Raw genomic sequence first — 7,982 nt, 5'->3', positions numbered from 1 at the left:
TGGCGGCTGGGCCGGGCCCGCAGAGCTCTCGGCAGACCCTGTCGCCGCCCCGCAGCGCGCCCCCCCAGAGCCCGGCCCCCGTGTCCAGGGCGATCGCGCGGGAGATCGAGCAGCTCGACTTTCTCGATGACGATGACGATGAGCCAACCGAGGCGCACAGCGTGCCGTCGGTCGAGGACCGCGCGGAGCCCAGCGTGGACGCGAAGACGCGGGTCCACGCGCGCAGGCAGCCCGAGGTCGACGCGACGACGCGGGTCCACGAGCGCCAGCGTCCTGCTGCGGAGCCGGAGCCGGAGCCCGAGCAAGAGCCGCGGCAAGCTCGGGTTGCGGCCGCCCGCGAGCCCGAGCCCGATCCCGAGTTTGACGACGACCACGAGAGCGAGGAGGTCGACGCCCTCGATGCATTCGAGGTGCCCCCGCGGCGCCGCATCGGTCCCGGGGTCGTCGCGTTCATCGGCGTGGCGGCGGCGGTCGGGATCATGTTCGGGGTCACGCCGATCCGCGAGAAGCTGCTCTCGCTTGGCGGCGACGCGGCGGCGGATCCAAGCGCCGCGCCGGGCAGCGTCGCGTCGCGGCCCGAGCTCAAGGCGGCCGACGCCGCTCTGCTCGCGCTTGGCACCGCGGACATCGCCAACGCCGAGGCCGGGCTGCAGCGGGCGATCGACGCGGGTGATGCCGACCCCACCACGCTCGCGGCCATGAAGCTGGCGCTGGCAGATCTGCTGCTCAATCGGGCGATCGGCTACGAGATCGCGGCGGTGATCGACGAGGCCCAGCGCGAGGACTTCCGGCGTCGTGCTCGCGAAGATCAAGAAGATGGCGATCGCCTCGTCGATGGGCTCGAAGGGGTGACCAACGTCGATCGCCTGGCCGGCGTGCGTGCGCTGGCGCGGCTGGCCGCGGGCCGTGCCGAGGCCGAGGTGCTCCCGCTGGTGCCGGCGTCCGCTCCCGAGCTGGCGCTGATCGTGCGGGCTGCCGTGTTGTGGCAGGACCTCGACGCGCCGGTGCCCCCCGGCCTGCTCGCGGGTCTGCAGGGGCTGCCCCAGCGCAGCGGCCTGGGCGAGAGCGCGCTGGCGCTGGCGCTGCTGCGGGCAGGCGACACCACGGCGGCCAACAACACCGCCGAGCGGCTGCTCGCGGGCGCCCAAGATCAGATCGTTGGACTGGCGATTCGCGCTCGGCTCGCTGGGGATCAACCCGGCGCAGACGCGGGCAGCGACGACGCGGGCGCGGCTGAGACCGACGGCGCTCCCGGCAGCCTGGACGCGGCCGGTGTGGCGAAGGCTCCGCCCCCGCCCCAGCCTGGCGACAGTGGCAGCGCTAGCAGCGGCGGCGGCGGCGGCGGCGGTGGCGGCGGCGGCGGTGGCAACAGCTTCGATCGCCTGCTCGAGCGCGGCTGCGAGGAGGTCTCGTCGGGCAACGCGGCCACGGGCATCAAGACCTTGCTCAAGGCGTTCGACCGCGAGCCCAACAACATCGACGTGTTGGTGTGCCTCGCCAATGGCTACGCCGCCCAGGGCAACAACGGGCGGGCCAATCAGTTCTTCGATCGCGCGCTCAACCAGGCGCCCTCGAACAAGCTCGCGCTGCGAGGGGCCGCCAAGGCGGCGGCCCAGACCGGCGCGACCGCGCGCGCTACAGATCTCTACGAGCGGCTGTTGAAGGTCGACCCTGGCAACGCCGCCGCCAAGGCTTTCCTCGCCAAGAACAACCCCAGCAAGCCGGATCCCGAGCCAGCCCCGCAGCCGGACCCACCGGACCCAAAGCCGGCCGCGGACGATGGCTGAGACCCAAACCCTTCAACTGCAGGAGCCACGATGACACGCCCGAGTGAGAACGAAGAGGAGTACATCCTTCGCCAAGAGCTGGAGAAGCGCCGTGACGCTGTCCGCGCCAAGCAGGCCGAGCTCGCCGACGATGAGCGGGCGTCGCTCAAGGAGCTGCATTGGATGCGCTGCGCCAAGTGCGGGGCGGAGCTGCAAGAGGTCGAGTTCCGTGGGGTCAAGGTCGACAAGTGCTTCTCGTGCGGAGGCGTGTTCTTGGATGACGGCGAGCTCGAGCAGCTCGCGGGGCGCCCCGGCTGGTTTGACGGGATGATCAAGATCTTTCGGCCTACGTAGAGCCCGGCCTTCGTAGAACCCATGGGCCGCCCGGTCACGGATCGGGCGGTCGCTCGTAGGGCTCTCGCATGCTCATTGTTCGTGATCCGCTGGCTCGCCGCGTGCGCCAGGCTGTGGCTGGGGATCGCCGGGCGTTCACGCGCCTGTATCGGGAGCTGCATCCCTTGGTCGCCCGGTTTATCGCCCGGCGGGTCGACTCCCGGGCCGACGCCGAGGAGCTCGTCGCCGAGGTGTTTCGGCGGGTGGTCGAGCACCTTGGCGGGTTTGATCCAAGCCGCGGGAGCGTCCGCGCGTGGGTCCTGCGGATCGCCCGCAACGCGGTCATCGATCACTACCGCACCCGCAAGAGCCCGGTCGCGCTCGAGGCCATCGCGGATGGGCTGCGCGAGACGACGGGGCCGCTCGATCACCTGATCGCCGACGAGCGGACCCGGCAGATCCGCGAAATCCTGGCCGAGTGCCCCGAGCAGACCCGCCAGCTGCTGGCCATGCGCTACGGCGATGGCCTGCGCCACGCCGAGATCGCGGAGCTCTTGGGGCTGCGCGAGTCGGCGGTGCGCAAGCGAATCTCGCGGGCGATCAGCGAGCTGCGGACTCGCTCGCGCGCGCTCGAGGACGAGCAAAACCCGGAGGTCTCCCATGCGCTCTGAACCGTTGATCGAGGCCCGACTGCGCGAGCTTCATGCCCCGCGGATCGAGCCGTCACCCGCCCACGGCGAGGCAGCAGACGCCCGCGAGGCCGAAGCGCTCGCGGCGTGGAGCCAGCGCTACGCAAACGCCCGGCCCGACGCGGGACAGCGCGCCGCGTCGGGGCGCGGGGCCAGCTTGCTCGGCGTGCTTGGGGTGTTCGGCCGGCACCGCCTCGCGGTCGCGCTCGCGGCGATGCTGATGGCGATCGTTGGCGCGTGTGTGCTGCCAACCTCTTACGAGATTCCGCTTGGCATCAGCGTGGAGATCCGCGTGGCGGCGGGCGAGCTAGACTCGGCCCAAGAGATCGCCAACTACGTACAAGCGCGCAGCAACGCCGCGGAGGTCGACGTGCTCATGCGCGAGGTCGTGGGCGCTGGGTCCGGCCCGCAGTTCGTCATGATGATCCGCTTGTGGGATCACGAGCTCGCGCTCGGTGAGATCGAGCTCGAGCTGCGCGAGCAATTCCCGGAGCTCGAGGGCGCCGAGATCATCGAGACCCCGCTCGAGGGCGAGATCGAGACGATCTGGGCGCGCCGCTTGGCCAACCGGGCGTTCAGCCTGTCGCTGCGCGAGGTTGACGTCGAACAGGCGCGCGCGCAGCTGCTGCTCGAGCTGCAGGCGCAGGGCTTCGAGGACGACGAGGTCGTGGTCGAGGTGCGCGATCGTGAAGATGGACAGCGCGAGGTCGAGGTGCAGATCGAGCGCCGCGGCTTCCAGGCCGACGGGCACGAGCACGACCCACCTGTGATGGATCCCGCCAGCCTCGACTAGTGCCGCAGCCGGCCGCGGCGCTTCACCAGCTCAAGAAGTTTCGCACGAGCGCCGCGCCGTGCTCGGTGCCGATCGACTCGGGGTGAAACTGCACGCCCGCGATCGGCAGCGAGCGGTGCGCGATGCTCATGCACAGCCCGTCGGGGGTCCGGCTGGTGACCTGCAGCTGCGCCGGCAAGCTGGCCTCGTCGAGCATCAGCGAGTGGTAGCGCATGACCGTCAGCGGCGAGGGCAGGCCCGCGAACAGGCCGACGCCGCCATGCTCGACCTCGCTCTGCTTGCCGTGCATCACCTGCGGCGATCGAGTCACCTTGGCACCGAACGCAGCGCCGATGCCTTGATGCCCCAGGCAGACCCCGAGGATCGGCACGCGTCGGGCCCCGAGCGCGTGAATGGCCGCCCGACACACGCCGAAGTAGGCGGGGTCCTCGGGGTTGCCGGGACCCGGAGAGATCAACAAGTGGGTCGGCTGCTCGGCCTCGAGCTCGGCGAGCGAGATCCGATCATTGCGAACGACCTTGGCCGCGCAGCCGGTCAGCTCGCCAAGCAGCTGATAGATGTTGTAGGCGAACGAGTCGTAGTTATCGATGATCACCAGGCGGTAGCGGCGATCGGCTGCGCGCGCGGGCATCTCAGCGATCTCCTCGGGCGTGGGCTTCAGCGCGGACCAGATCAATCGCCAGGACCAGCGCGTGGGCCTTGTCGAGGGTCTCTTGGTACTCCTCGTCGGGGTCCGAGTCGGCCACGATCGCGCCGCCCACGTTGAAGGTCAGCAGCTCGCCGGTCTTGATGAGGGTGCGGATCACGATGCTCAGATCCAGCGAGCCGTCGAAGTCGAAGTAGCCGATCGCCCCCGAGAACACCCCGCGCTTGGTCGGCTCGAGCCGATCGATGATCTTCATGGCCTCGATCTTGGGCGCGCCAGTCATCGAGCCGCCGGGGAAGCAGGCGCGCAGCAGCTCGACGGGACCGAGCCCCGCGCGCAGCTGGCCGTGGATCGTAGAGACCATCTGCCAGGTGAATTCGTAGGGCTGCACGCTGCACAGCTCGTCGACGCGGACGCTGCCGAACTCGCAGACCTTGCCCAGATCGTTGCGGCACAGATCCACGATCATCAGGTTCTCCGCCCGGTCCTTGGCGGCGCCAAGCAGATCGTCGCGCAGCGCCTGGTCCTCGGCCGGGCTGCGCCCGCGCGGACGCGTGCCCTTGATCGGTCGGGTCTCGACCACGCCCGCGCGATCGAGGCTGACGAAGCGCTCGGGCGAGGCCGACAGCAGCTCGGCCTCGGGGAAGCGCAGGTACGCGCTCATGGGCGCTGGGTTGATCGCCCGCAGCACCTCGTAGAGCTCGCGGACGCGGGTGGGGAGGCGCAGATCGAAGCGCTGGGTCAGGCACACCTCGAACGCGTTGCCGCACAGGATCTGCTGCTTGATGTGCTCGATCGAGTCTAGGTAGCCGGCGCGATCGATCGTTGGCGTGATCCCGCGTGCGTGCAGATGGGCCTCGAGCAGGCGAGGCTCGCGATCGCGCGCGGCGGCAGCGAGCGCGCGCAGGTCCGCCACGCCGCGCTCGCGTGAGCGCGCGGGATCGAGGCTGGCCACGCGCGCGCGGCCCTCGTCGAGCAGGGTCTGCGCTTCGTCGGCCGCGGCCTCGGGCGTGTGGCCGAGGCCGGTCGCGAACACCCAGCTGCGCCCGGTCAGCCGATCGCTGGCGTACACCAGCTTGCAGAACAACAAGTAGGCGTCGGGCAGCTCGAGATCATCGCGGCCGAGATCGGGGATGTCCTCGATCAGGTACAGAAGCTCGTAGCCGAGGTAGCCGACCGCCCCGCCGACAAACGGGGGGAGCGGGTCGTCGCCGGTGGTGGGTCGCAGGCGCACGCCGGCCCGATCGCGCTCGAGCAGGCGGGCGAGCTCGTCGAGCGGCGCGCGATCGACCTCGGCGACGGCGTCGGGCGGCCCCGACCAGCAGCGCCCTCGCTTGCTGCGAAACACCCAGAATGGATCGGTGCAAAAGTAGGCGTAGCGGCCCAGCTCCGACGGCGTGCCGGGGTTCTCGAGCAGCGCGGCGTAGCGGTGGTGATCGCAGGACGCCGCGAGATCGTGGGGCGAGAAGGGCTCGACCTCGGCGACGCGCAAGCTACGGTGCAGCGCCGTCACGCGTCATCCGTCAGTGGGGTCGCCAACGCGGTCATCGGCGAGCTCGCCGTTGGCCGACTCGGCATCGTCACCCAGTTTGCGTTCGTCCGCGGGGTCGCGATCGGCGGCCGCGACGTCGTCCGCGGGCCCGTCGCCCGGTTCGTCGCCGGGCCCGTCCACCGGTTCGTCGCCCGGCCCGTCGACCCGTTCGTCGCCCGGCCCGTCGACCCGTTCGTCGTCAGGCTTGTCGCCCGGCTCGTCGTTGGCCGACTCGGCATCGTCGCCCAATTCGTCGCCCAATTCGTCGCCCAATTCGTCGTCAGGCTCGTCGCCCAATTCATCGTCAGGCCGGAGCGCGCGCGCCAGGCTGCGGACCAGCGCGTCCACCTGATCCACGCGCAGGCTCATCAGCTCGCGACCCAGATCAACCTGCACGCCGCCATCCCACGCGCGCAGGTACGCGGTCGGGAAGCAGGTCAGAGCGTCGAGGGGCGCGTCGCCAAACGCTTCGAGCCCACGCGGCTCGCCGTGGATGCGGTGGCTGCGGGCCAGCAGGTGGGCCGGACGGGTGCCGCGCTTGCCGGGATCGGGGATCAGCTCGAACACGGGCTCACCGCGGCCGGGCAGCCCCACGCTGATCTCGACGCGGGTCGACTTTGGTTCGACGCGGGCGCGCAGATCCAGCAGCGGCCCACCAACGGGGCCCCGCAGGCTGAGCATGTGCGCGCCCTGACCAGTCTGCACCAGCGTGGGCGGCTCGAGACCGTGGCGCTGCGCGAGCCCGTTGACGGCCTCGCGGACCTGGGCGAGCCCGCCGCTCGAGTGTTCGCCTTGCAGATCGTCACCCGACGCGTCCAAGTCAGCCTCGATCTCCGCCAGGCTCTGTGAAAGCGACGGTGACAGCTCGCGGTGCGGCGCCCCCGGCAACATGCCCTCGACGATCAGCAGCGCGCCGACCCCAAACATCATGACCAGGTGCGGGCTCGAGAACCCCAGACCCGCGACCAGCATCAGGCCCAGCGCGATGCCACGCACGCGATCTTCGGTCGAGACCAGCGACGCGTAGACCGTCACGAACATGAAGAACAGGCCCATCATCAGGCCGGCGGAGCGCAGATCGTTTACATAGGAGGGGTAGGGGACCTGAAACCCGAACAGCGACTGCAGCAGCCCGCCCAGGCCGTCTTCGAGTTCGCCGAAGCCGCGCTCGTACAGGAAGTAGAAGAACGCGCTGCCGAGCAGGCAGATCAGCGCGACGACGACCATCACCCACAGCTCGAGGCGCGGGCGCAGCAGCAACAGGGTGAAGATCGCCGTGACCACGATCGCCGCCCCGACCCACACGACCGCGTGGGGACCGACGAGCTCGCCCGCGAGTCCGCCCCAGCCCGCGAAGCCGACCCGCACCACCAGCGGCAGCGCGAGCACGAACACGATCGGGCGGCGCTGCGCGGGACCAAGCTTGGGCCAGAACAACCCCGCCGCCACGGGCCAGGCGACGAGCAGCAGCGCCGCGCCGGTTGTGGCGAGGGTGCTGTGGGCCAGCCACGCCGGGCCGAGCGGGATCCGACCGAGGTGCGCGGCCGCGAGCAGCAAGGCGCCGGGCAGCGCGAACGCGACGGGGGCGAAGCGCAGCTTGCCCAAGCGCGGGTCGCGAGCCCAGCCAAGCGGGACCGCGATCGCCAGGACCAGGCACAAGAGCGCCGAGAAGTGATGGAGGATGAACTCGCCGTGGTAGGCCAGCCCCAGGCTGGTCGTGTGCGGACGCAGCCCGTACCACAGGCCGATCGGCCACACCGCAGCGAGGACCAACGCGACCGGCGGGCGGGCGCGGACCGTCCAGATCGAGAAGGCCCCTGCAGCGACCAGCGCGGCCGCGACCAAGTAGGTGTATGGGCCCTCGTTCGCGGCAGCGGTGAAGCGATCGAGCCGCGCCAGCCCAAGCACGATGCTGGCGATGATCTGCAGGAGCCCGGCCGTGAGCGCCACCGCTGCGATGTCCCACCAGGATCGTGCGGGGGGGACGGCCTCGCTCGAGGTCGAACTGGGCGTTGGGCTGGCGTTGTTCGTGGTCACCCAGGGGCTCGCAGGGTCCACGGCTTGGCGTGGGCGCGGAGTCTAGCAGCCCTTTGCGAGCCAACGCTAGCGACGCAGCGCCGCGCGAGTCTGGCCGTATCCCCCTCGACAGCTCGCTCGAAGGACGAGCCTCGACCGAGCCGAGACTCGTGCACGCGCGGGCCCGAAGTGGGCGCGCCGACCTCGA

Annotated in this window: 8 protein-coding genes; 5 read left to right on the top strand and 3 right to left on the bottom strand. The window is 70.7% G+C overall.

The annotated features are described in order from the left end of the window. The 4 genes from DB30_RS23820 to DB30_RS23805 form a co-directional block, all read left to right on the top strand. A partial coding sequence (locus DB30_RS23820) for a tetratricopeptide repeat protein (protein WP_338082209.1) occupies positions 1-1,787 on the top strand: 1,787 nt, incomplete at its 5' end. 30 nt (positions 1,788-1,817) lie between these two features. After that, positions 1,818-2,120 (top strand): TFIIB-type zinc ribbon-containing protein, encoded by a 303-nt coding sequence (locus DB30_RS23815; protein ID WP_052552893.1) that lies wholly within the window; start codon positions 1,818-1,820, stop codon positions 2,118-2,120. 68 nt (positions 2,121-2,188) lie between these two features. Continuing rightward, positions 2,189-2,770 (top strand): RNA polymerase sigma factor, encoded by a 582-nt coding sequence (locus tag DB30_RS23810; protein ID WP_052552892.1) that lies wholly within the window; start codon positions 2,189-2,191, stop codon positions 2,768-2,770. Then, a complete protein-coding gene (locus DB30_RS23805) occupies positions 2,760-3,581 on the top strand; it encodes a hypothetical protein (RefSeq protein WP_052552891.1) in 822 nt (273 codons plus the stop codon). The genes DB30_RS23810 and DB30_RS23805 overlap by 11 nt, the downstream gene beginning before the upstream one ends. Before the next feature lie 22 nt (positions 3,582-3,603). Here DB30_RS23805 and DB30_RS23800 read toward each other — a convergent pair whose 3' ends face one another. The 3 genes from DB30_RS23800 to DB30_RS23790 are packed head-to-tail and all read right to left on the bottom strand — an operon-like array spanning position 3,604 to position 7,708. After that, entirely contained in the window at positions 3,604-4,212 is a 609-nt protein-coding gene (locus DB30_RS23800; RefSeq protein ID WP_052552897.1) for an anthranilate synthase component II, read from the bottom strand. Position 4,213: 1 nt separating this feature from the next. Beyond that, positions 4,214-5,740 (bottom strand): aminodeoxychorismate synthase component I, encoded by a 1,527-nt coding sequence (pabB, locus tag DB30_RS23795; RefSeq protein WP_052552890.1) that lies wholly within the window; start codon positions 5,738-5,740, stop codon positions 4,214-4,216. Between the two features lie 3 nt (positions 5,741-5,743). After that, complete coding sequence (locus DB30_RS23790) at positions 5,744-7,708, bottom strand: hypothetical protein (protein WP_052552889.1); 1,965 nt, start codon at positions 7,706-7,708, stop codon at positions 5,744-5,746. Between DB30_RS23790 and DB30_RS23785 the strand changes: the two genes are divergently transcribed. After that, complete coding sequence (locus DB30_RS23785; protein ID WP_153258395.1) at positions 7,698-7,841, top strand: hypothetical protein; 144 nt, start codon at positions 7,698-7,700, stop codon at positions 7,839-7,841. The genes DB30_RS23790 and DB30_RS23785 overlap by 11 nt on opposite strands. Positions 7,842-7,982: the final 141 nt, after the last annotated feature.

Source organism: Enhygromyxa salina (assembly GCF_000737335.2).
In the GTDB taxonomy this organism is placed as follows: Bacteria; Myxococcota_A; Polyangia; order Nannocystales; family Nannocystaceae; genus Plesiocystis; species Plesiocystis salina_C.
Note: the sequence above shows the minus strand (reverse complement) of the source record. Positions and strands in the feature narration are given on the sequence as shown.